The 23,300-nt window shown below is 45.3% G+C and carries 24 protein-coding genes; 3 read left to right on the top strand and 21 right to left on the bottom strand.

Features of this window, described 5'->3' with window-relative positions; translation table 11 throughout:
* Positions 1 to 179: 179 nt before the first annotated feature.
* The 5 genes from BMX69_RS00355 to BMX69_RS00335 all read right to left on the bottom strand — a co-directional run bounded on the left by BMX69_RS00355 (position 180) and on the right by BMX69_RS00335 (position 7,111).
* A complete protein-coding gene (locus BMX69_RS00355; RefSeq protein WP_100043731.1) occupies positions 180 to 1,565 on the bottom strand; it encodes a TrpB-like pyridoxal phosphate-dependent enzyme in 1,386 nt (461 codons plus the stop codon).
* 510 nt (positions 1,566 to 2,075) lie between these two features.
* Positions 2,076 to 2,870: a GntR family transcriptional regulator gene (locus BMX69_RS00350; protein ID WP_160117901.1), complete on the bottom strand. Its 795-nt coding sequence runs from the start codon at positions 2,868 to 2,870 to the stop codon at positions 2,076 to 2,078.
* Between the two features lie 75 nt (positions 2,871 to 2,945).
* Positions 2,946 to 3,581, bottom strand: coding sequence for a hypothetical protein (locus BMX69_RS00345; protein ID WP_100041220.1), 636 nt, complete (start codon positions 3,579 to 3,581; stop codon positions 2,946 to 2,948).
* Between the two features lie 12 nt (positions 3,582 to 3,593).
* Positions 3,594 to 5,720: a hydantoinase/oxoprolinase family protein gene (locus BMX69_RS00340; protein WP_100041219.1), complete on the bottom strand. Its 2,127-nt coding sequence runs from the start codon at positions 5,718 to 5,720 to the stop codon at positions 3,594 to 3,596.
* Between the two features lie 89 nt (positions 5,721 to 5,809).
* Positions 5,810 to 7,111: a citrate transporter gene (locus BMX69_RS00335; protein WP_054790631.1), complete on the bottom strand. Its 1,302-nt coding sequence runs from the start codon at positions 7,109 to 7,111 to the stop codon at positions 5,810 to 5,812.
* A gap of 443 nt (positions 7,112 to 7,554) precedes the next feature.
* Between BMX69_RS00335 and BMX69_RS00330 the strand changes: the two genes are divergently transcribed.
* Both BMX69_RS00330 and BMX69_RS25175 read left to right on the top strand, forming a co-directional pair.
* A complete protein-coding gene (locus BMX69_RS00330) occupies positions 7,555 to 7,773 on the top strand; it encodes a hypothetical protein (RefSeq protein ID WP_100041218.1) in 219 nt (72 codons plus the stop codon).
* A gap of 5 nt (positions 7,774 to 7,778) precedes the next feature.
* Entirely contained in the window at positions 7,779 to 8,039 is a 261-nt protein-coding gene (locus tag BMX69_RS25175; protein ID WP_100041217.1) for a helix-turn-helix transcriptional regulator, read from the top strand.
* Here the strand turns inward: BMX69_RS25175 and BMX69_RS00320 are convergent, their stop codons facing one another.
* From BMX69_RS00320 to mtaB, 9 genes are all read right to left on the bottom strand, one after another.
* Positions 8,040 to 9,266 (bottom strand): peptidase U32 family protein, encoded by a 1,227-nt coding sequence (locus BMX69_RS00320; RefSeq protein WP_054790630.1) that lies wholly within the window; start codon positions 9,264 to 9,266, stop codon positions 8,040 to 8,042.
* A gap of 149 nt (positions 9,267 to 9,415) precedes the next feature.
* A complete protein-coding gene (locus tag BMX69_RS00315; protein ID WP_100041216.1) occupies positions 9,416 to 10,057 on the bottom strand; it encodes an O-methyltransferase in 642 nt (213 codons plus the stop codon).
* Positions 10,054 to 10,491 carry an endolytic transglycosylase MltG gene (locus BMX69_RS00310; RefSeq protein WP_242941333.1) on the bottom strand — a complete coding sequence of 146 codons (438 nt, stop codon included), beginning with the start codon at positions 10,489 to 10,491 and terminating at the stop codon, positions 10,054 to 10,056. The genes BMX69_RS00315 and BMX69_RS00310 overlap by 4 nt, the downstream gene beginning before the upstream one ends.
* 65 nt (positions 10,492 to 10,556) lie before the next feature.
* Positions 10,557 to 12,224 (bottom strand): ribonuclease J, encoded by a 1,668-nt coding sequence (locus tag BMX69_RS00305; protein ID WP_100041215.1) that lies wholly within the window; start codon positions 12,222 to 12,224, stop codon positions 10,557 to 10,559.
* A gap of 15 nt (positions 12,225 to 12,239) precedes the next feature.
* Positions 12,240 to 12,707, bottom strand: coding sequence for a Fur family transcriptional regulator (locus tag BMX69_RS00300; protein ID WP_025231564.1), 468 nt, complete (start codon positions 12,705 to 12,707; stop codon positions 12,240 to 12,242).
* A gap of 52 nt (positions 12,708 to 12,759) precedes the next feature.
* Positions 12,760 to 13,041 carry a DUF1292 domain-containing protein gene (locus tag BMX69_RS00295; RefSeq protein ID WP_054790629.1) on the bottom strand — a complete coding sequence of 94 codons (282 nt, stop codon included), beginning with the start codon at positions 13,039 to 13,041 and terminating at the stop codon, positions 12,760 to 12,762.
* The gene (gene ruvX / locus BMX69_RS00290) at positions 13,031 to 13,471 is read right to left on the bottom strand and encodes a Holliday junction resolvase RuvX (protein WP_242941332.1); all 441 of its coding nucleotides are present in this window, start codon (positions 13,469 to 13,471) and stop codon (positions 13,031 to 13,033) included. Before ruvX ends, BMX69_RS00295 begins: the two co-directional genes overlap by 11 nt.
* A 142-nt stretch (positions 13,472 to 13,613) precedes the next feature.
* Positions 13,614 to 13,874, bottom strand: coding sequence for an IreB family regulatory phosphoprotein (locus BMX69_RS00285; RefSeq protein ID WP_054790628.1), 261 nt, complete (start codon positions 13,872 to 13,874; stop codon positions 13,614 to 13,616).
* Positions 13,875 to 13,954: 80 nt separating this feature from the next.
* A complete protein-coding gene (mtaB, locus tag BMX69_RS00280) occupies positions 13,955 to 15,313 on the bottom strand; it encodes a tRNA (N(6)-L-threonylcarbamoyladenosine(37)-C(2))-methylthiotransferase MtaB (RefSeq protein ID WP_054790627.1) in 1,359 nt (452 codons plus the stop codon).
* Positions 15,314 to 15,473: 160 nt separating this feature from the next.
* Here mtaB and BMX69_RS00275 point away from each other — a divergent pair, with 160 nt between their 5' ends.
* Positions 15,474 to 15,707 carry an HPr family phosphocarrier protein gene (locus BMX69_RS00275; RefSeq protein WP_013271604.1) on the top strand — a complete coding sequence of 78 codons (234 nt, stop codon included), beginning with the start codon at positions 15,474 to 15,476 and terminating at the stop codon, positions 15,705 to 15,707.
* A 99-nt stretch (positions 15,708 to 15,806) separates the two neighbouring features.
* On the opposite strand, the gene thiI is transcribed toward BMX69_RS00275, so the two are convergent.
* The 7 genes from thiI to dnaJ form a co-directional block, all read right to left on the bottom strand.
* Positions 15,807 to 16,985, bottom strand: a complete 1,179-nt coding sequence (gene thiI / locus BMX69_RS00270; protein WP_100041213.1) for a tRNA uracil 4-sulfurtransferase ThiI — start codon at positions 16,983 to 16,985, stop codon at positions 15,807 to 15,809.
* A 75-nt stretch (positions 16,986 to 17,060) separates the two neighbouring features.
* On the bottom strand, positions 17,061 to 18,215 hold the full coding sequence (locus tag BMX69_RS00265; RefSeq protein ID WP_100043730.1) for a cysteine desulfurase family protein: 1,155 nt from the start codon (positions 18,213 to 18,215) through the stop codon (positions 17,061 to 17,063).
* 153 nt (positions 18,216 to 18,368) lie between these two features.
* On the bottom strand, positions 18,369 to 19,106 hold the full coding sequence (locus BMX69_RS00260; RefSeq protein ID WP_100043729.1) for a 16S rRNA (uracil(1498)-N(3))-methyltransferase: 738 nt from the start codon (positions 19,104 to 19,106) through the stop codon (positions 18,369 to 18,371).
* A gap of 20 nt (positions 19,107 to 19,126) precedes the next feature.
* Positions 19,127 to 20,083 carry a 50S ribosomal protein L11 methyltransferase gene (gene prmA, locus BMX69_RS00255; protein WP_100041212.1) on the bottom strand — a complete coding sequence of 319 codons (957 nt, stop codon included), beginning with the start codon at positions 20,081 to 20,083 and terminating at the stop codon, positions 19,127 to 19,129.
* Between the two features lie 9 nt (positions 20,084 to 20,092).
* Positions 20,093 to 20,839 (bottom strand): sulfite exporter TauE/SafE family protein, encoded by a 747-nt coding sequence (locus BMX69_RS00250; protein ID WP_100041211.1) that lies wholly within the window; start codon positions 20,837 to 20,839, stop codon positions 20,093 to 20,095.
* 534 nt (positions 20,840 to 21,373) lie between these two features.
* Positions 21,374 to 21,937, bottom strand: a complete 564-nt coding sequence (locus BMX69_RS00245) for a glucan-binding protein (RefSeq protein WP_100041210.1) — start codon at positions 21,935 to 21,937, stop codon at positions 21,374 to 21,376.
* 40 nt (positions 21,938 to 21,977) lie between these two features.
* Entirely contained in the window at positions 21,978 to 23,111 is a 1,134-nt protein-coding gene (gene dnaJ / locus BMX69_RS00240; RefSeq protein WP_054790625.1) for a molecular chaperone DnaJ, read from the bottom strand.
* Positions 23,112 to 23,300: the final 189 nt, after the last annotated feature.

The following is a 23,300-nucleotide window of genomic DNA, read 5'->3' as shown; positions in this document are numbered from 1 at the left end:
ATAATTCCTTTATAGCATACCACAATATGGGGATTTCTACAACTGTCACTGAAATTATAGCGAAATCAGATATGGATGTACCAGAAGATTTTATGAGAATCCAGTAAAAGGCGGCCGGCGAAAGAAAAACAGTACATGTCTTCTTCTGCCAGCCGCCTTTATCTCTCACAAACGGGGTTTTATTCCATATTACCCGGGAATCTTGGAATTCCGTCAAATCCAACCTTTAAATCATCATCCGTTGGAATATAGTCTGTCATCACTCCGTCATGGAATTTTTCATATGCCATCATATCAAAATATCCTGTACCTGTAAGGCCAAAGAGAATCGTCTTTTCTTCTCCTGTCTCTTTGCATTTCAAAGCCTCATCGATTGCCGCTTTAATCGCATGACTGCTTTCCGGCGCCGGAAGGATTCCTTCTACTCTTGCAAACTGTTCTGCTGCCTCAAACACTGCTGTCTGCTCTACAGAACGCGCTTCCATGTATCCGTCATGATATAGCTGTGACAAGGTGGAACTCATCCCATGATACCGCAGGCCTCCTGCATGGTTTGCTGACGGAATAAACCCACTTCCCAGAGTATACATTTTTGCCAGCGGACAAACCATTCCGGTATCACAAAAATCATAAGCAAAAACGCCTCGTGTCAGGCTTGGGCAGGATGCGGGTTCTACTGCAATAAACCGGTAATCTGCTTCGCCCCTGAGTTTTTCACCCATAAACGGAGATATGAGTCCTCCCAGATTGGAGCCGCCGCCTGCACATCCGATAATGATATCAGGCTTGATTCCGTATTTATCCATTGCAATCTTGGCTTCCATTCCGATCACCGACTGATGCAGCAGCACCTGGTTCAAGACGCTTCCCAGCACATATCGATACCCCTCTGTGTGCGTTGCCACTTCCACCGCCTCAGAAATGGCACAACCCAGACTTCCTGTGGTTCCGGGATGCTCAGCCAGGATCTTCCTCCCTACCTCTGTTTCCTCAGACGGAGATGGGGTCACGCTTGCTCCATACGTGCGCATTACTTCTCTGCGGAAGGGTTTTTGTTCGTAGGAACACTTTACCATATAGACCTTGCAGTCCAGCTCCAGGTAAGAGCATGCCATGGAAAGAGCCGTCCCCCACTGCCCTGCCCCGGTCTCAGTGGTCACTCCCTTTAACCCCTGCTCCTTTGCGTAATAAGCCTGAGCAATAGCAGAGTTCAGCTTATGGCTTCCGCTTGTATTATTGCCTTCAAATTTGTAATAAATCTTAGCCGGAGTCTTAAGCTTCTCTTCCAGGCAGTATGCTCTTACCAATGGGGCCGGACGGTACATTTTATAAAAGTCAAGTATTTTTTGCGGAATTTCTATAAAACGATTATCATTATCCAGCTCTTGTTTTACCAGCTCCTTACAAAATACAGTTCCAAGTTCCTCTTCTGACATTGGCTGTAAGGTTCCGGGATTTAAAAGGGGAGCCGGCTTATTCTTCATGTCGGCACGTACGTTGTACCACTCTTTGGGCATCTCGCTTTCTTCCAGATAAATTTTGTAGGGAATCTTGTTTTCACTCATATAAAAATCTCCTTTCCTCTTTCCTGCCCACGGTTTATGGGCATAATGGTATGTCTCCTCTTTCCTGACCATGGACTTTGGGCATACTTCCTTCCGGGATAAGTAGATTTTTAAAATAAAAAATACTCTTATCCCTCACAATAAATTATTGCAGGGACAAGAGTATGAATCGTCATAACTCCTGCGGTGCCACCCGGCTTGATGCATCTGGTGCATCCTCTCACGCATACTGACATATGCTGACTTTCTTAACGGAGTTTACTCTCCGGCTCACCTACTTACTATTCAGTTCGCCCTCAGAAGCCCATTCCCAACTGCCTTTCCCTGCCACAATCCCACCGCCTGCAGCTCTCTGTGTGGTAAGTACAATGGTACTTGCTCTTCCTCATAGGTTTAAAAAAACTCTAACACGGGAAGTGTTAATTGTCAATAATTTTTACTTTAGTTTTTCCCGGATTCAGACACTTTATTACCAGCCTCTAGTTCATAAGCCGGTTTTCCATCTCTCCCCTATAGAAAGGACTGAAATGTTTCAAAGAAATCATCGGTCCATGGAATATTCACGTAATCTTCATTGATGTTTCTCTTAAACAGGCTGGGGTACTTTTTAATCAACTCTTTTTTGTCCCTGTCCAATTTAAAAAGGTGCTTTTGCAGCACGTACAGCAATTCTTTGGTATCCCTTGTCTGCAGAGCGAGTATAATCTCCTCATGCTGGGCAACGATCTCTTTTATGTTTTGCGCTTCCCGGCAGCTAAGCAGCCGTATTCTCCTGAAATGGCCTCCAACGTTATTGATGGTCTGAAAACTGAAAAGTCGGTCTGTTACCCGGTAAAATATTTTATGGAACTCATCATCCATATGCAAAAACTTCCTAACATCCCCATTGCCCATCTCGGCAAAGGCTTTCTGTTCCATCAGGTTGTTCTGTAATTCCACTAAGTCCGTAGGTGTATGGCATGCCATAAACAGCTTCATAACCTCCTCTTCAACGGCAAGCCTTAGAAAACGTTCCTGTTCCACTCTATCTAAATCTATCTTGGACACCCTTGTTCCTCTCTGAGGGAGAAGGGTCACCAGATCTTCCTGTTCAAGCCTGATGAGCGCATCTCTGACCGGAGTTCGCCCAATGTTTAATAAATCACAAATATCCCTGATACTTAAGTTAATTCCCGGCCTTAAATGAAGATCCAGGATTTTCTCACGAAGAAGCTGATACGCATTGTTATCTGTGCTTTCTCCCTGACGGGAAGCCTCCTCCTGGCCACTGGCGGAAGCTATGGTTCCTTTATATAATTCCAACATTGAACCTCCTTTTATTATTGACCATATTTTTTCTATAATCGTCATTTTCCAACAATAAAATAATCATATTTCATTTTATAGGATAGATGAGAAAAAATCAATAGAACAAACACCCGTCTTAATTAATAAACACATTTCATACAGGCAGGGAGAATAGGGCAGCCCACTCATTATTTTGGAAAAATGAATGGCTCCCACCTCTCCTGCCCCGTCAAGGCCTCTGGACCTGGGAAACAGATTCCATACCGGTCTTTTTAACATTTTACTTCGGGTATAAATCCCCGGCGTGTTTTCTTCGATCCAGTGGAAAATTTCATGGAACAGGACTACCTCTTCCAGTACTTCAGTCCGGATTATCTCCGATATATCATTTTCTTTTATAAAATCTTTTATTGCATTTAAGGTACTGTCATTTAACATGACAGTACCTTCTTCCGGCTCAAATATTCCCATATATAAAAATGGTCTTCTCAGTTCTTCTGTTGTCCGTTTTATGGATAATCCCATTGCACCGGCAAGAGAAACACCGGAAACATTTCCATAGCGTTCCTTAAACTCTGATGCGTATGTTTCTGCCGCTTCCATGGAATAAAACAGAATTTCCTTTTCTTCCTCTTCTGACAGTTCACAGGAAGCCGGGTGATTCTTCAGCACCCGGCTATACCATACTTCATCTTCAGCAGCAGCAATTTTTTCTATCAGTTCCTGCATATGCTCCATCTCTTACAGCTCGTTGCGGGCCAGGACCAGGATGATTTCTGCATCTTCCTTTATATCAATAAGCTCAACCCCGGCCAATCCGGATACCTGTTCCAGGGCCGGAATTCCGGAATAATCGATTACCCTGGATTCTGCGGCAATATAGCAATCCGGATTGATCCTTACTTCACTTGAAAAATTGCTGGCCTTATCCCAAGCCAGTTTTAAATCCTCACGGAGCCTGGATTTCGTTGTTACCAGTACCGTACCATTGGATCTTTGTACTTTCACAAAGCCTTTTTTATCTATCATTCTCACGGGAGTCTTCCCGTCTTTTTCTGCAGTTACTACAAAGATAGAACCATTGCTTCCGGCCATCTTCATCTTTGACTGTTCCAGGCCAATGGATTCTGCTGCGATTTGAAGCGCTTCTTCCTCATCACAATTCTTCATTAAGTCTGTGGTCTTAACTTCCGTAGAACCCATTGCAATTGCCGTAACCTTCTGGGCCTGCTCATCAATTTCCACATAGACTTCAATGCTGTCTTCCACTGCACCGCTGTTCATGGCCAAAGCTTTCGCTTCTTTCTTAAGGGCTGCTATATCTTCCGCAGTGGGATTGGGAATGGTCCGCTCTACCATTTCCCTTACCATGGCCAGTGCCACACCGATAGAAGAAATAACCTCGGCATTTACCGGTATCTGGTATTTAAAATTCATTTCATTGGCTGTAAAGGTCAACAGTGTTCCGGCACCGCCTCCGGCGCCAACTAATACGATCTGTTCTCTTTCGATTTTATATTTATCGATCAGGTCCTCAATGACTGGTTTGATTTTATCACAAGCCTTCTGAAGAACTGCTCTTGCCGTATCTTCAATGGACAAGCCTACTTCATCAGCCAGAAGCTGCATGGCTTTGCAGCTGGATTCGTAATTACCCATTGCGTAATCCCCGTCTTCCAGAATTCCAAGTACATTGGCAGCGCAGGTATTTGTGATGGTTACGCTTTCGCCGTTCTTTAAGCGGATCGCCACATAGTCACTGGGATCATTTTCACGAGGCTTGATGTAATATAATTCTGCCCCTTCAAACAGCTCCGGCTCTGTGAAACACGCATATCCCATATTTGCAATATGGGCGGAACGGGGACCCACATCAACGATGGCACCCTTTTTTGCACGGATCATACTTCCGCCGGCAACACCCAGCACCCGGACATCCAAGCTGTTTACATAGGTTCTGTGTCCTCCGATAATGGAATAATCCACTGCCGGACGGCCGTTTTTGATCACCCCGATGTTGGTAGAGGTTCCGCCAACCTCAAAATAAATACCGTTGGAAGCCCTCAGATACATAAGGGCTCCGATCACGCTGGCCGCAGGACCTGAGAGCATGGTAAGGATAGGGCGCTTTTTCATTTCATTGATTTCCATGACTCCGCCGTCACCGCGCATGATCATAAGGGGAACCGTTACCTTTGCGGCACGTACACTTCGTTCTGTGGAATTGGCAGTGTCCAGCATTTTCGGCAGGATCGATGCATTGAGGCAGGCGGTGCGGGTGCGGGTTGTCAGGCCATAGAGTTTTGTAATATCAGAAGCCACGGTACAGGGGATTCCCTGGCCTTCCGCAATCTCTGCAACCATGCGCTCTTCTTTCATATTATCTACGCCAAATGCCTTGCTGGCTACGATCACCTTATCTCCCTGATCTGCCATCTTTTTGATCACAGAAGATACGTTATCCGGTGTCATGTCCTTGGTTTTCATAAAACTATGGTCAATATTGATCCACTTTCCGGTGCCTAAATCAATATCCTTGATTTTTGTCTGGCGTTTTGTAAAGAATGCCTCCAGACCGCCGCCGCTCATTCCGATCACTCCGACTTTGGCCACATCTCCTTCTAACAAAGCATTGGTAGCCTGAGTGGTGCTGTGAGCAATAAAAATTACTTCTTCCGGTTTAATATCATTCTCAGAAAGACATTTTTTAAATGCTTCCACAACACCTGTTGCCACTCCGTTTTCGTCGTGGTGGGTTGTCATTACCGACCCTTTCCCTACAATTTCGTTTGTGCTGTTGTCTATCGCTACGGCCTTTGTATGGGTTCCGCCCACATCAATGCCGATTCTTATTGCTCTGTTGCTCATTCGTTGTCCTCCATCTAAAACGGACAAGGGCATACAGACTTTATGCATGCCCCTGTCTGTGAAACTTTTTCATCTACCAAAACAAAGAATTAAACCATTCTTCCTATCGTAAAGTAAATAAGAATTTCAATGGCAATAAGGCTTGCCCAGGCCCACGGCAGGTTGGTCTTTATGTACTGTTTCGGTTCTACCTTTGCATAGCTTAAGCCCCACATGGTCCAGGACTGAGTTGGACACGCACTTGCTACAATAGCAACCGGAGGGATTAAGAAAATAGCATACAGGAAATGTGGATTAAATGCTCCCGTTGCATTTAAAATGGAATACAGGGCAATACCGGAACCCCAGATCATTAACGGTCCGCGGAACAGTGCCAGAGGCGCCAGGATACAGAATGCAGCCAGAACCACAATCTCGGATCTTGGAACAACATCTCCAAGCAAGGTCTGAAGATAAGGAACAACCTTAGTAGCAGCTCCCTGGAAAATATTTACGCTGTAAAGCATACCGATCAGAAGTCCGCTGTCTGCAACGCCATCATATAACGTCTTCTGGGTCTTATCCACAGCAGTTTTGTAAGTTCTTAAATTCCGTGTAAATAAAAGACCTACAAAGCTTCCTAACAGGAAGGCGGGAACTGGCTGCCATTTAAAAATACCTACCATTGCAATGGGTACAAAGGGTACGATAAAGCAGTACCAGCCAAGAGGTCTTTCCTCGTAGCTATCCTGGACACCGGCCTCCCAGGCCCGTCTTCTTCCCCTTTTACTGCTTTTAAAATGATGGTACACGACAAATGCAATCATAATGACCATGTGAATGGCAGTTGCCATCAGGGCAAAACGAATGTAGTTGTCATTATAGGAAGCCACTTCTTCACCGAATACTTTCTCAAACTGGCTTACATAAGCAATATTTAAGTACATTCCGCCTGCAACAGACAGCATATAGGCGCCTAAAGCCGCTCTTTTTTCCACTCCCATGGAAAACAGAATGGGAAGTACGATCATACCGATTGCCATAACGGAACCTACACCAAAAACGCTGGTAAAAAGCAGATTACAGGTAATGCATAGTAATAATGTAGTTACAAGGGGCCTGTCACCCGCAAATTCTACAGTCTTTTTAATGATATAGCCGGCAATTCCCGTATCGACCAGGATACGCCCAAACCATGCACCAAAGATAATGATTGCTATGGTCTTCCCATAATCATCTAACGGCTTTTGGAATACATCGCTTACCACCTCATTGATCGGCACACGTCCAATGATACACCACAAAACGGCTGTGGCGATAAACCCGATCAGAAGATTTCCGCCTTTCATGCAGTACACTACCAGCCCCACAAAGACCAGCAGCAGCAATATGCCAGTAATAATGTCAAGCATCGTTTCTCTCTCCTTTTTAATTGTAATTTTTTGCAGCTTCATACCTGTTTCCGGATTTGATTCTTCGCGTCGTAACTAAAATTTCATCTGATATATCAGTTTCAAGATATAATATATCACATAAAAAATAGAGATACTATATGCATTATTAATAAAAAATTTATATTTTTTTATTAATAATACACATTTAAAGAGCAGCCAGCAAACAAAAAGACCCTGGATAATGAAGTCTTTCTGCTGAAAGCAAACCAGTTTGTCCTAATCCCTCCCCGCAGCCTTCATTCTCTGACCAAAAACAGTCTAAGCCCCTGCCTGGTCGTCCAGTTCTCCGACTTGTTTTTACCTCAGCTGCAGGATTTCATCCATCATAAGCAGCTTTTGTTCTGTCAGCCCATTCTGGAGGTAAACGGCAGCGCTTCTTTTACGGAGAACCCTATAGATATTTGTTAAAAATAAAAAAGCTCTACTACAGCAGCATTTCCTTTAAAGAAATGCGCATGTATGAAGAGCTTCTACATTTTTTTATTGTTATTGGAGAACACAACTGTCAGATCGAACACAAGCTTTCCGCCCAGAAAACGCCGCAGCAAAAGGCTTATGATAAAAAGTTCGATCTGGTGACGGAATATATCGGGCAGCGCTATAAGAGCCGGTCAGCTTAGAGGACATAGCTGCCTTTGCAGGCTTCAGCAAATACCATTTTTCCAGAATCTTTAAGGCCCACTACCAGACCTCCCTGCCGGAGTACATCACTTCCGTCCGTATTTCCAAGGCCAAGGAGCTGTTGGAAAATCCGGATTTATCCATTATGGACGTTGCCCTCCAGTCTGGATTTTTAAGCTTATCATCCTTTAACCGGATCTTTAAGCAGAGAAACAACTGCACTCCTTCCCAGTTTCGGAAAATGTTCGACTATTTTCCGGCCTGATCAGGCTTTGCAGCGCAAAATATCGTATTCCTGCGGTACGTCCCCTTCAAGCTCTAAGTACAGCACCTGCTTGGAATGAGGGGCGCTTTCCTGGGAATTTCCTTCTTCATCATAAATGGCTTTTACAAGGACTTCTAAGTTCCTGCCATCAGGCTTCATCACCTCAATGGTGTCTCCTACGGAAAACTTGTTCTTCTGCGTGGTACGGGCAAATCCTCTCTCATCCACTGCGTCAATGGTTCCCAGATACGTATAGTTTTTTACATAAGTATTGTTGTCATAGATCTGGGTGGTGGAATCAGGCTTGCTAAAATAAAAGCCGGTGGTAAATTCCCGGTAAGTGCATTTACCGATTTCGGAGCGGTACCACTCCATATTGGCCCGGTAGATTTCAGGATCCTTGTTATAATCATCAATGGCCTTCCGGTAGGTTCTGGCCACAGTGGCTACATAAAGGGCGGTTTTCATGCGGCCCTCGATCTTAAAGCTGTCAATCCCTGCATCCATCATCTCCGGGATATGTTCGATCATGCATAAATCCTTGGAATTGAAGATATAGGTTCCCCGCTCATTTTCATAGACTGGCATGTATTCTCCGGGACGTTGTTCCTCAACGATGGAATACTTCCAGCGGCATGGATGGGTACAGGCTCCCTGATTGGCATCTCTTCCTGTCATAAAATTGCTTAAAAGACAACGCCCGGAATAGGAAATGCACATCGCTCCATGGATGAAGCTTTCAATTTCCATGTCTTCCGGAATCTGGCTGCGTATTTCTTTAATCTCTGCCAAAGAAAGCTCCCTGGCGGAAACGACCCGTTTGGCTCCAAGCTGGTGCCAGAACAGATAGGTCCCGTAATTGGTGTTGTTTGCCTGAGTGCTGATATGAATTTCCAGATCCGGCATGATTCGCTTTGCAATAGCAAATACTCCCGGATCGGAGATGATCAAGGCATCAAGGCCTGTTTCTTTTAATTCTTTAAAATATTCCTCAACTCCGGTCAAGTCATCATTATGGGCCAGAATGTTGGCCGTGACGTAGACCTTTACCCCTCTTTCGTGGGCAAAGACAATTCCTTCCCGGATCTCTTCCATTGTAAAATTCTTTGCCTTGGCGCGGAGGCCAAAGGCTTCTCCCCCGATGTAGACAGCGTCTGCGCCGTAAACTACCGCAGTTTTAAGTACTTCCAGGCTGCCTGCCGGAATCAAAAGTTCGGTCTTTCTCATGAAAATCCTTTCTTATGTCCATATTTAAAGAAGTCCGACTCGCCTTACGGCTCATCGAACGTCTAATTTGCTAAGTGTTTTATAGGGTCAAGCGGATATTCGCAATTCGGTTATATTCATGCCGCCATTTGCTTCCTTCATTAAGTAAATTAGATCAGAATGCTGACGGTAATCCCATCGCCGATTGGTACAATGGTCGTTGTAAGCCGTTCAGAATGCTTAAGCTCATATAAGTATTCCCGCATCCGCCCGTGAATGGTCCGGTTCCGGCGCTCCACCGCATAGCGGGATTCTATGATATCCCCATCCTGAAGGACATTATCGGAAATCAACATCCCTCCTGGAGCCATAAGCTCTAAAATCCTTGGCAGCCACAAAAGATACTGCCCCTTGGCCGCATCCATGAAAACAAGGTCAAAGGGGCGGTCAAGCCCCTTTAATATCTCCTGCGCATCTCCTTCTAGCAAGGTGATCCGCTTTGTCTCTCCGGCCTCTATAAAATTTTCTTTGGCCTCTGGAATCCTTTTTTCATATTTTTCTATGGTGGTGATATGGCAGTCAGGCGGCATAGCCTCGGCCATTAAAAGAGTAGAGTAACCCACCGCCGTCCCCACCTCCAGTATGGCCTTTGGCCTCATGGCGGTAGTCATTGTCTGCAGAAAAGCGGCAGTTTCTTCCCTGATGATCGGGACACCTTCCTGTCTCGCCTTTTTTCCGATCTTTATAAGGAGCGGGCTTCTGTCTGTTTCCAGAGACTTTATATAATCCGTTATCCTGTCGTTTACAATCATTTTTTTACTTCCTTTTCCTCTGTATTCTCATTCATTATCTGAAGGATTTCCTTTGAGGTCATGGAAGTGTTAAAGGTATAGTCTCCCGGTTTTACCTTATAATCAAAAAACTCCGCCTGTATGATAAAGGAATATTCATTGGATATCAAACCACTGTCCTTTAAAATCTTTGCCGCCTGGGACACGGAAGTTCCTTTGTTAATGGTTATCTCCTTGTCACGTCCCGGCTCTGCTTCCATTGCAGAGGCATAGAATATCTCATGACCGAACTCATATCCTCTTGTAACTCCCTCATAAAGGAGAAGGATCACCAGGGCAAGGATAATAAGCCTGCTTGAAATCGCAATGACTGCTCCAGTTATTTTATTAATCTCTTTCGTCGCACGGCTCATATCCTGCTTCCTTTCATTGTTTTCGCCCGCCTTGCAGGGCATAAAGGGATACCCGCAGGGTGTTTCATCTTATTGCACGCTTTACAGGCATAAAGGGATACCCTGTTCTATACTTCCATAATGATTGGCAGAATCATAGGATTCCGTTTCATCCGCTTCCATAAAAAGTCGCTTAAGCTATCCCGTATCACATTCTTAATCTTACCCCAGTCATTGACATGGCGGTCCAGGCAGTCAGCAACAGCGTCATTGACAATGTTCCTTGCCTCCTCCATTAAATCCTCAGACTCACGCACATAAACAAATCCTCTGGATACAATATCCGGACCTGCCAAAAGCTGATTGGAATATTTCTCCAGGGTCAGAACCACCACGATAATTCCGTTCTGTGCCAGGTTCTGCCTGTCTCTTAAAACGATATTTCCTACATCTCCGACGCCAAGACCATCTACCAGGATTCCTCCTGCCTGCACATGGTCCACGATCTTCCAGGATTCCTGTCCCAGCTCCACCACATCACCGGAGGACATGATAATCACATTCTCCTTAGGGGTTCCCATCGCCTGAACCAGATTCTTCTGGGCCATGATATGACGGTATTCACCGTGAACCGGGATGGCGTATTTGGGACGGACCAGAGCATACATCAGCTTGATTTCCTCCTGGCATGCATGTCCTGATACATGAGTGTCATCGCTGATGACCTCTGCTCCCTTCATGGAAAGCTCGTTTATAACCTTGGAAACAGCCTTTTCATTGCCAGGGATCGGATGGGAACTTAAAATTATTACATCGGTTGGCTTAATGGAAATCTTTTTATGGGTGCTGCTTGCCATTCGGGAAAGTGCTGCCATGGATTCTCCCTGACTTCCGGTGGTGATGAGCACCGTCTGCTCATCGGGATAATTCTTTAACTGGTCAATTTCAATGAGAGTTCCATCCGGAATATTAATATAGCCAAGCTCACTGGCCGTGCCAATCACATTGACCATGCTGCGGCCCTCAACCACTACTTTGCGGCCATACTTGGCTGCGGAATTGATGACCTGCTGTACCCTGTCCACGTTTGAAGCAAAGGTGGCTACAATGATGCGGTTATTCTTATGGTCTGCAAAAATGTTATCAAAGGTTTTTCCCACGGTCTTTTCCGAGGGAGTAAACCCTGCTCTCGTCGCATTGGTGCTGTCACACATCAGGGCCAGAACGCCCTTTTTGCCCAGCTCGGCAAAACGCTCCAAATCAGCCGGTTCCCCGAATACGGGAGTATAGTCAATCTTAAAATCGCCTGTATGCAGAATCACGCCGGCCGGAGAAAAAATGGCAAGGGCGGAGGCATCGGCGATGCTGTGGTTGGTCTTGATAAATTCGATACGGAAACAGCCTAAATTAACGGATTGTCCGTGCTTGATCACCTTTCTCTTGGTGTTTTTTAATAAATTATGTTCTTTCAGCTTGTTCTCGATCAGGGCAATGGTAAGCTTTGTTCCATATACCGGCACATTGACATCCCTTAAAATGTAGGGAAGAGCGCCGATATGGTCCTCGTGGCCATGGGTGATAACAAATCCCTTTACTTTATCAATGTTCTGTTTTAAGTAAGAGACATCCGGTATCACCAGATCGATTCCTAACATATCATCGGTTGGGAATGCAAGTCCGCAGTCCACAATGATGATGCTGTCTTCACATTCAAAAGCAGTGATATTCATACCGATCTGCTCCATTCCGCCTAAAGGAATGATTTTAACTTTCGCGTTACTGTCTTGTTTTTTCAATATTTTACCTCCATCTTATGATTTTCCGTCCTGTTCTTCTTCCATTGCTTCCCGGCATTCCCTGCAATACCCGTGCAGCTTCACTTCATGATCGGTCACAAGAAAACCTGTCCTGTCAAGAAGGGCCTGCTCCAGCGTATCCAGTAAATCGCCTTGGAAGGAAAATACGTTTCCGCATCGGTTGCAAATTGCGTGGTGGTGGTGATGTCTGGACTCACGATCCAAGCCCCCTAATTCATAGCGGGCGAATCCATCATCAAAACTGACCTTGTCAATCACAGATAGATCCACAAGTACCTGCACGGTCCTGTAAATCGTGGCAAGCCCAATCTCCGGGCACTCCTGCCTGGCCAGATCATAGATCTCTTCCGCAGTCAGATGCTGCCCGGGGCGCTCTGCCATGAGTTCCAGTACCAGCATGCGCTGGTTGGTCACCTTGAGTCCTTTCTCTCGAAGCATATTTTTAAATATTTCCTGTTTCATTAACAGTCCCTCAATTACTCACCATCATTTTTGTGTGAAAGATGCTTTTCTTTCAAATTTGGATATCCACATCTGCTCCGTCAAGCAGTTCGGAAAATATCTTAAATAAATAATCTATTTCGTTATCATCCTCTACAAATTCATACAAAGCCTGGCTGTCTTCCTGCTTTGACAAATCCTTTAAGATGTAACATTCCCCTTCGTCATCGTCATCTGCCGCATCAGTTACCAGCAGATAATTCATCCCATTAATTCTGGTTTCCTCCAGAACGTAAAACTCCACGTGTTCCCCTGAATCCGTTGTCAGGGTAATCTTCTTCTCATCACTGTTCATTTCCTGTCTCCTGCTTTAAGCTGTCCAGATAGCCCTGCAGGATCAGCCCTGCCGCCACCTTATCAATGACTGCCTTGCGGTGTTCTCGTCTTACACCGCTTTCCTGTAATATTCTCTCCGATGCAACGGTTGTAAGCCGTTCATCCCATAGAATGACGGTAAGTCCAGTCCGCCTCTCCAGCATCTCTTTAAACTGTTCCGTTTTCTCGGCCCGGTCACCGGCCGTATTATTCATATTTTTCGGATAGCCAAGGACTATGGCTTCAATCTCATATTCCCGAATCAGTTCCTCAATCCGGGCACAGGTCTTTCTCAGTTTATTTTCGTCTTCTCTCGTAATTGTCTCCACTCCATGGGCGGTTATACCAAGTAAGTCGGAAACTGCAACTCCTACAGTTTTAGAACCGTAATCAAGCCCCATAATCCTCATATTTTCCTCCAAGGTTGCTCTTTTTTTCCAATCTTTATGCAGCAAAAGAAAGCTGGTCCAAAGCCAACCGTATAAAAACAAACTGTCAGACTCCGCCTACTTCCACTTCATCTGACAGCTAGACTTATGATTATCCACAGCCTTATTTCAACTTCGTATCAATATATACTCCCATAAGTTCTTCCAGAATCTCATCCCGCTCAACTTTCATGATAAGACTTCTTGCGTTCTTATGGCTGGTAATATAAGTAGGATCTCCTGACATAATATAGCCCACGATCTGGTTAACAGGATTATAGCCCTTTTCATTAAGGGCAATATAAACCTGTTCCAGCACCTGGCTTACATTCAGTTTATTTTCCTGCACTGCCTTGAAAAATTGCGTATTATGAATATCGCCCATGTTTCTCACGTCCTTTAACTGTTCTACTATATTCTAAACCAAAAGTTTGGATTCGGCAAGCCAAAAATAAATTTTGTCTCTCAATACTTTAAAAATGCCACCTCATCGTTCATAAGTTCCATCAGAGTTCCCTCTATCACTACGCCCTTTAAGCCTTCTTCAAAGGGTACTGCGGCCTTCACATATTCTCTGGTGTGGCCGATCATGTAATGAACGTCATTCCACCAGTATTCCTCTTCCATGAGCACCTCGACCCTGGACCCTAACCATGACTTCCGATACTCCAAGGACATTTCCTTTTCCAGGCAAAGGAGGTCATTGCTGCGCTCCGCCTTTATGGATTCCGGTACCTGGTCCGGCATCACTGCCGCCCTGGTGCCGTTTCTTTTGGAATATTTAAAAACATGCATCTCATAGAACTGAACATTTTTCAAATATTCTTTTGTCACCTGGAAATCTTCGGAGCGTTCTCCCGGGAATCCTACGATCACATCTGTGGTAATGGCAGGATTTTTAAATGCCTTCCGCAAAATCTGACAGCGGTTTAAATAGTCCTCAGTAGTGTAATGGCGGTTCATCCGCTTTAAGGTATTATCACATCCGCTTTGCAGGGATAAGTGGAAATGAGGGCATATTTTATGAAGTCCTGCAAGTTCTGACGCAAACTCCTCAGTCACGATCCTGGGCTCTAAGGAACCTAGACGGATCCGCTTTAAGCCTTCCACATCGTGAATGCTTTTAATCAGATCCAGAAGAGTAAGCCGTTCTTCCTCAGGGAAATCCTTTCCATAGGAGCTTAAGTGAATTCCTGTTAGCACGATTTCCTGATAACCGGAAGTGGTCAGACGTTTTACTTCTTCCACCACCTCATCGGGCTTCCGGCTTCTCACTCGTCCCCTGGTATATGGTATGATGCAGTAGCTGCAAAACTGGTTGCAGCCATCCTGGACCTTGATAAATGCTCTGGTATGGTCAGAGATCTTATCAATGGACAGATTCTCGTACTCCATCGTGTCATTGATATCAATAACCGTTTCCACCGCTTCATCAGGCGCAGCAGTCTGACCGAAGGCTATTTCTTCCGGCTTCTTCTTTTGGGCAAAGTAGTCTTCCAGAATAGAAACCAGCTCGGTTTTTTTATTGTTGCCAACGACCAGATCCACCGCTTCATCCTTTTTAAGTTCTTCTCCCGCTGCCTGGACGTAGCATCCTGCTGCCACGACCACTGCCTCCGGATTCATCTTCTTTGCCCTGTGAAGCATCTGCCTGGATTTACGGTCCGCGATATTCGTTACGGAGCATGTATTAATGATATAAACATCTGCCCCTTCCGCAAAAGGAACGATCTCATATCCGGCGTTTTCAAGAAGCTGCTGCATGGCTTCTGTTTCATAGGAATTAACCTTGCATCCTAGATTATGCAGGGCTGCCTTTTTCATCTTGTTTTCTCCTATCTAAATAATCCTTTTATTTTCAGTATTTTCATGTAAAATTACCATTGACTTTTGTACAATATATCAGTAGTATTGAAGTGATTAAGGGTCGGTTCCAGAGCGGTCCCTCATTAAATAAAAGAGCTCACTCAAGGAGGTTTTTCACATGAAAACAGTTCGTATATCTTTAAATTCCATCGATAAAGTAAAATCTTTTGTAAATGATTTAACAAAGTTTGATACTGATTTTGATCTTGTTTCCGGCAGATACGTAATTGACGCAAAGTCTATTATGGGCATCTTCAGCCTGGATCTTTCCAAACCCATTGATTTAAATATCCACTCTGAAAATAATGCTGATGAAATCTTAAACGTTTTATCTCCATACATTGTAGATTAAGAATCAGCCGTTCGATCAGCCGTCAGGTGAATCGAACTTCTTTCATGACTTTCGGGGCCCGGCCTTTTCCAAAAGGAGCCGGACCCCGATTTTATTTTTTTAACACCAAACCTTTTCCACCGTGCTTATGGCCGTTTCAACCAGTTCGCCGATCTTTTCCTCTAACTTTTCCTCTGACCGTTCGATCATCTTCAAACTCGGTTTTGTCACCGGATGCTTTGCCACAAAAATGGTACAGCAATCCTCAAAAGGAAGCACGGAAGTCTCATAGGTACCGATCTTTTCCGATACATCCACAATTTCCTGCTTGTCAAAACCGATGACAGGGCGGAATACCGGCATAGTGGTGGCTGCATCCGTAGCAGCCAGAGACTGCATGGTCTGGGAAGCCACCTGTCCGATGCTCTCTCCTGTTATGAGAGCCATGGATCCACTCTCCTCTGCCAGCCGCTCCGCAATTTTCATCATATAACGTCTCATGATGATGGTAAGCTCCTCATGAGGGCATTTGTCATAAATGTACAGCTGGATGTCCGTAAAATTCACAATATGAAGGCGAATCGGCCCGGAATATTTAGAAACCAGCTTAGCTAAATCGATTACCTTCTGTTTGGCACGCTCACTGGTATATGGCGGAGCATGGAAGTAGACAGCGTCGATCTTAACCCCGCGCTTTGCGATCATATACCCGGCCACCGGGCTGTCAATACCGCCGGATAAAAGAAGCATGGCTTTTCCATTGGTTCCCACCGGCATGCCGCCAGGACCTGGAATGACATGGGAATAGATATTGATCTTATTGCGGACTTCCACATGAAGCATCACATCCGGCTTATGGACATCTACCTTTGTCCCGGGAAACGCGTTAAGAATCAATTCTCCCAAATCCCGGTTGATCTGTTCAGAATTCACCGGATATTTCTTATTTCCTCTGCGGGCATTGACCTTAAAGGTGAAATTCTTATCCTCGTAGAATTCATCTACATAAGACTGCACCTGCTTCTTTAAATCCTCGTATCCATTGTCATCCACCTGAACCATAGGGCAGATAGCGGCAATGCCGAAGATACATTTAAACGCTTCTATGACCTCATCAAAATCATATTCTGACTCTGCATTTACATAAATACGTCCTGATTCCTTGGAAACTATAAAATCGCCTTCCACCCTCTTTAAGGAGTGGCGGATCTGAGTCACCAGGGCATCCTCGAACAGATAACGGTTCTTTCCTTTAACCCCGATTTCTGCATATTTAATTAAAAATGATTGATATTGCATCTGTTATCCTTCCTCTTTCCTGCCCGTGATTTTGGGGCATAAAGGTATACCCGAAGGGTATTTCTTTCTGTAATCTCAGCCTCTCTGATACCGTCTTAAAACAGGCAAAAGCTCCTTAAGTACATCAATGCAGTAATCCACTTCCTCTTTGTTATTATAAACCCCGAAGCTGAACCGCAGCGTGGAATCCAAAAGCTCAGGTTTAACACCGATTCCCTTTAATGTTCCGCTGACAGCCGGATGGTTGGAAGAGCAGGCAGACCCGGAGGACACGTAAATGTCCTTATCTTCCAGAGCATGCAAAAGCACTTCGCTTCGGACTCCTAAAAAGCTTGCGCTGACGATCTGAGGCGCTGACAAATCGCCGGGCAGGGTGTTTACCGTAACGCCGTCGATCTCCGAAAGCCTGCCTATCATATAATCTTTAAGAGCGATCATGGACTGCATCTTCTCTCCATGATCCGTGTACATCATGTTAGCCGCCACTCCCATGCCTGCAATTCCAGGAACATTTTCCGTACCGGAACGCATACCTCTCTGCTGGCCGCCTCCATAAATCAAAGGCCTTATTTTCACCCTCTGGTCAATGTATAAAAATCCAACGCCTTTTGGACCATGTATCTTATGGGCGCTGACGGATAAAAGATCAATCCCCTGGCGCTTTGGACGGATGACAAACTTTCCGTAAGCCTGAATGGCATCCACATGAAACAGGATGGACGGATTCTTCTTTTTTATGATCTTTGAAATGGCTTCGATGGGTTCCACCGCACCGATTTCATTATTTACATACATGATGGAAACCAGAATGGTTTCCGGACGGATTGCCGCCTCCAGCTCTTCCAGGCGGATATGTCCATGGGCATCTACAGGAAGGTAAGTCACCGTAAAGCCCTGTTCCTCTAAAAATGCCAGAGGATTATACACTGAGGCATGTTCTATGCCGGTGCTGATGATGTGGTTACCCGCCCTTTTATTGGCCATAGCAGTCTCAATCAGGGCCATATTGTTAGATTCTGAACCGCCGGAGGTGAAAACAATCTCCTTTGGGGCAACTTTTAAGGTCCCGGCTATGATCTCCGCTGCTTCCTTAATATACTGTTCCGCTTCCATTCCCTTTTTATGCTTGGCGGAAGGATTCCCGTAGTCCTCCGTCATGATTTTTACAACAATATCTCTTACCGGTTCCAACACTCTGGTTGTCGCCGAATTATCAAAATAAGCTTCCATATATGGCTCGTTCCTTTCTTCTTCCCTGTCCATGCTTTTTGGACAGTGCCCACCCCGCTTTATCGGGTGTAAAGGTATGCCTGAAAGGCGTTCCTCTTGCTGCCCGTATTTCCGGGCAAAAGGGATATCCGTAAGTTGTTTCTCCAGCCCCTGTCAGTCTTCCAGCTGGAAGGCCAGCACGGATACAATGGCAAGGCCGGCGGTTTCGGTCCTCAGGATCCGTTTTCCAAGGGTAATCAGTTTTGCTCCGAAATTCTTAGCAAGCTCCATTTCAGAATCCTCAAAGCCTCCCTCCGGTCCGATAAATATCCCCGCGCTCATTCCCGGCTTAATGGATGACAGGATATCCTTCGTCTCCGCCATATCCTTTGCGTGTTCAAACGGGATGACCGTTATATCAAGATCCTTTGCAAAGGTAAGAGCCTCCTGAAAGGTCATGACACCGGTGATTTCCGGTATGATAAGCCGCTTGGACTGCTTGGCTGCGCTTTCTGATACCGCCATCCAGCGGCGAAGCTTTGATTCTTCCTTCTTTTTATCCAACCGTACCACGGCCCGTTTGGTCTGCACCGGAATGATCTGGTATACGCCAAGTTCTACAGCCTTTTGGATAATTAACTCCATTTTATCACCCTTTGGCAGTCCCTGAAACAGGTAGAGCCTGGCAGGAAGCTCAGCGCCTCCCTCATCTACAGACAGGATTTTGGCCGTAACTTCCAGAGAAGCCACTTCCAGAATCTCACACAGATAATCTTTGTCTATGCCATTGCTGATTAAAACCTGTTCTCCGGCGCCCATCCGCAGGACATTCTTAATATGATTCACATCCGGCCCCGTGATTCGGATTATCTCTGCTCCGATTTGATCCGGATTAACAAAAAAGTGATACATCCTTTTCCCCGTTCCTCTTCCTATTTCTTCCTGACTGTTATAGAAACCCATTCGCCCTGATAGGTGGTTTCCACAAGCTCAAAGGCTTCATTTTCCTCAAATGCTTTCTTCACAGCCTCTTCCTTCATGTTAATGATACCGGAAGTTATGAAAATAGCGTCTTTTTTCATGTGGACTGAAATTTCCTTCTGAAGAAGGATGATGATGTCTGCCAGAATATTAGCTACCACTACATCGTATTTTTCAAAGCCTGCTTTCTCCTGTACCGCCCTGTCATCAATAATATTGCCCTGTAATACTAAAAACTTGTCCATAGGGATATCATTGGCTTCCATATTTTCCTTAACAGCAATGATGGCATTTTCATCAAGGTCTGTTCCAAATACTTCTTTGGCACCCAGTTTTAAGGCAGTGATTCCCAGAATGCCGCTTCCGGTTCCCACGTCAAGGAGGGTTGTCTCCGGAGTAATATATTTTTGCAGCTGACGGATACAAAGCTGGGTCGTCTCATGCTGTCCGGTTCCAAAAGCAGTTCCCGGATCGATCTCGATCAAAAGCTTGTCCTTGTGCTCCTCCGGGATTTCCTCCCAGGTAGGTTTGATCAGGATATCATCCACGGTAAACGGCTTAAAATACTGTTTCCAGTTATTGATCCAATCCTTATCCTCGGTCTCACCGGACGCAATGGTGCATTCCCCTAAATCCGTGAACATGGAAAGTTCCAAAAGCCCTTCTTCCACACGTTTTAACATGCCGTCGATGTCAGAATCCGGCTCCAGATAGAAGCTGACCTTTGCAACACCCTCATCGGGCGGAAGCTCCGGCAGAATATCGATAAACATTCCTTTTGTCTCCGCCTCCGTAAGAGGGATGTTATCTTCTATTTCAATACCTTCTATTCCGATTTCATCAAACATGCTGCTGACTAAATCCACGGCTTCTGTCGTGGTGGTCAGTGTAAATTTTTTCCATTTCATAGCAATTCCCTATCCTTTTATAATTTTGATAAACAGACACAAAAGCACCACTAAAACCACCGGGCGCACAATCTTTAATCCATTTTTTACTACAAGGCCCGATCCGATATAATGGCCTGCTATGCAGAAAAGTCCTGATGCCAGTCCTAAGGGGATCAAAACCTTTCCATTTATTAAAAAAGTCGCCAATGCTGCAATATTGGAGGACAGGTTAATCACTTTCGTAGTGCCTGATGCGCTCCTGACATCCATTTTGGCAAATCCGGTTAAAATCAGCAGTAAAAAGGTTCCCGTACCTGGTCCGTAAAAGCCGTCATAGCATCCGATGACCAGTGCTGCACATATGCTGATCAAAAGCATCTTTTTTTCAGGCAGGCTGCTGATCTCCTCCTGATCTCCCAGGTTTTTATTCTTAAGAACATAAAAGGCAACAACCGGAAGCACCGCCAGCATCATGCCCTTTAATAGCCGCTCACTGGCAAGCATGGATAAGTGCGCTCCGATCACAGAACCAACCACAGCAAAAAGTGCGGCAAGCAGAGACAGCTTTACTTTAATATAGCCGCCCTTTGCGTATCTGGCCGTAGAAATCACAGTTCCCATGGTGGAACCCAGTTTATTGGTACCAATGGCAAAATGAGGAGGTACCCCTGCTGCCAGATATGCCGGAAGGGATATAAGTCCTCCGCCCCCTGCAATAGAATCCACAAAACCCGCAAGAAAAACAAGAGGGCACACGATCAAGTATTGGTACATAGGCTGTTTCCTTTCCTTGGCATCCGGGAACCGGACTTTCTCATTATAGTATATGAACGTTTTGCTCTCAGTTTTAAATCACAAGATATCATAACATACAATGAAATCGCTTGCAAGCGTCTAACATGTACGAAATTTGAAGGGTTATTTCGTAATTTATAAAAAAAAATATTTTTTTAAAAAAAGATGCAATAAAAACTGATGCTGTTGCATTAACTAATTGAACGGATGAAAATAACTTTTGTTTCGTTCCGATCGCAAGGGCAAAAAAATATCAAGTAAACGAAATTCCTTGATGCATTACACCCCATCACACCCGCCTGAGCGATTGGAATTGGAACAGGAACTATTTTCACAAATTACAAAGCAAAAATTTTTGTAATGAAAACAGGGGACGCACCTTATGGCCGATGCATTTCAGCCGTGTGGTGCGTCCTTTGTTTTTTATGTGAAAAGCTTTCTCAGTTCTCCATAATGAGAAAAAGGTACAGCAGTAAATCTCCGCCATACCTCTTAAAAACCATTCAATCAAGTTTACTGAATCCAGGCACCGTCAGCACCCACCTTATATCCGTCAGGAGTGGTCGTATTGATAAGCAACCTTCCCTTATAACCATCGGACATGGTATTAAAGTAATAAGCCTTTCCATCTACAATCTGCCAGCCTATCCTCATCGTACCCAAAGTACCGTCATCCACCGGATTCAAGTAATACCGGAGGCCTCCCTCATCTGTATACCAGCCGGTCAGCATATGGCCTTCCCGGTTAAACTGGTACCATCTGCCATCGATATACTTCCAGCAGTTAGAGGGCCAGCTTCCGTCACTGTACTGAAACCACCAGCCGGAAGGACTGTAACGCCAGCCTCTCTGATAGCTGTAGACCCCCGGACCATCATCATCATCGTCATCGTCGTCATCCCAGCAGTCAAAGGATGCACTTCCTTCAATCGGCCCTTTGTTTTTTGTACCCGTGCCGTTCCATCCTGGAAAATCCCGGACAGACTGCCCGTCTGCGGCCATGACTGCCGCGGGAAATAAAGCTGCTATCCATATCACAACGGCTGTCAGGGCCAGTTTTTTTGCAAACCTTCCCATACCTTCCCCTCCATTTAAAACCATGTACCTTCCGGAATCCTTATTTAAAGATTCCCTTCTTTTTATGTTTGTCACCTTCTACTGTGCCGTTCATGGCTTCGTCAAACTTACGAAGCGCCTCTTTTTGAACTTCTGTCATACGCTCCGGCACTGAAACCACCAAAGTGACAAAATGGTCGCCCCGAATGGCCCGGTTGCGCAGGGAAGGAACACCTTTTCCTTTTAAGCGTACCTTGGTGTCCGTCTGGGTACCTGGCTTCACTTCGTATTCCACTTCTCCATCCACGGTCTTGATCCGGATGTTTCCGCCTAAGGCAGCATTTGCAAAGGAAACCGGTACCGTTGAGAAAATGCTGGTATCCTGGCGTTTGAAAATCGGATGGTTGGATACCACTGCCTCTACCAGCAGATCACCTCTCTCACCGCCATTGGTTCCGGGTTCACCTGCACCTGCAAGACGCACGGACTGTCCGTTGTCAATTCCTGCCGGAATGGTGACTTTAAATTTCTTTCTTTTTGTAATGTATCCGCCGCCATAGCAATCCGGGCATTTATCCTTAACGATTTTCCCGCTGCCTCCGCAGTCCGGACACGTCTGAACATTCTGTATCTGTCCGAAGAAGGATTGCTGGGTATACATGATCTTTCCTTTTCCATTACATTTAGGACATGTAACAGGTGAGGTTCCCGCTTTTGCGCCGCTTCCGTGGCAAGAGGAACACTCTTCCTTGAAATTGATCTCAATCTCCTTCTCGCAGCCAAAAATCGCATCCTCAAAGGTGATGCGGATGCTGGTTCTGACATTGGCTCCCCTAGATGGCCCATTGTAACGGGCGCTGCTACGTCCTCCGCCAAAGATATCTCCGAATATATCTCCGAATATATCTCCCATGTCCGCTCCGCTAAAATCAAAGCCGCCAAAGCCGCCTGCTCCCCCGCTTCCGTCAAAGGCAGCAGAACCGAACTGGTCGTACTGACGTCTCTTATCAGGATCGCTAAGGACACTGTAGGCCTCGGAAGCCTGCTTGAACTTCTCAGCAGCCGCAGCATCTCCGGGATTTGTGTCAGGATGGTATTTCTTAGCTAATGCCCTGTAAGCCTTCTTAATCGCTGCATCATCCGCATCTTTTGGAATGCCCAGGGTCTCATAATAATCTTTCTTACTCTCTGCCATCTTAGGTCTACCTTTCATAGATTAAGAAAATTCGATTCACCTTCGGCTCACCGAACGGCTAAGTTCCCAAATACCCATCAGGGTAACTGAAAGCCTTTGTTTTCTCTCGTCTTTGCTGAGGAACTCTTGCCTGAAGAAATTCGGAAAAAGTGCTGTATCGCTACAACACTTTTCCAAAAGTCCTGTCTG

The sequence above is a fragment of the Lacrimispora sphenoides JCM 1415 genome, from assembly GCF_900105615.1.
Lineage (GTDB): Bacteria > Bacillota > Clostridia > Lachnospirales > Lachnospiraceae > Lacrimispora > Lacrimispora sphenoides.
The sequence above is the reverse complement of the archived record's forward strand: the minus strand, read 5'-3'. Positions and strand labels throughout refer to the sequence as shown.